General features: G+C 44.8%; 1 pseudogene. It reads right to left on the bottom strand.

What is annotated here, in order from left to right:
• Positions 1 to 15: 15 nt before the first annotated feature.
• Positions 16 to 766, bottom strand: a pseudogene (locus tag ACTHUR_RS13555) (DNA-directed RNA polymerase subunit beta); the annotation flags it as partial.

A 766-nucleotide genomic window follows, 5' to 3' on the forward strand; every position in this document is an offset into this window, starting at 1 on the left:
TTGCTCGACTGCCTATTCGGTAGGCGGCTCGCCCGGGCGCATCATGCGGTAAATCGCAACACGTGCTGCTTGCTGATCAGCAGTCTCATCCGTACGCAGAGTATTGGAAATATAGCCACCCTGATCCAATTCATTAATGTAAAGCGTAGTAAGCTGTTTTACACCATGGATATCAAATTTTGCCAACAACTCTTCAGTGATTTCATCGTTGGCCACAGCCAATACTTCACCCGTTTCAGGATCAATCAAATCCGCGGCCAAAGCTTTGCCAATCAAACTTTCCGGCTCCACATCCAAACGAGTCAATCCCGCATTGCTGATATCACGGATATTTTTTGCGGTAATGCGTTTACCTTTAGCAACCAATACGTTGCCTTCTTTATCTAAGATATCAACTTTGGCAGTTTCACCTTTCAGACGACCTACAACCAAATCGGTTTGAACACCATTTTCAGACAGATAGAACGTTTCTTTATCGTAAAAAATATCCAAGATCTGTTCATTGTTGTAGCCCAAAGCCTTCAACAAAATCGTAACCGGCATTTTACGGCGACGGTCGATACGGAAATACAGCAAATCTTTCGGGTCAAATTCGAAATCCAACCACGAACCACGGTAAGGAATGATTCGAGCAGAGAACAACAATTTACCGGAGGAATGGGTCTTGCCGCGGTCATGCTCAAAGAACACACCAGGAGAACGGTGCAACTGAGAAACAATTACACGTTCGGTACCGTTAATGACAAACGAACCACTTGGAGTCATC

The sequence above is a fragment of the Neisseria sp. P0021.S007 genome (assembly GCF_051956855.1).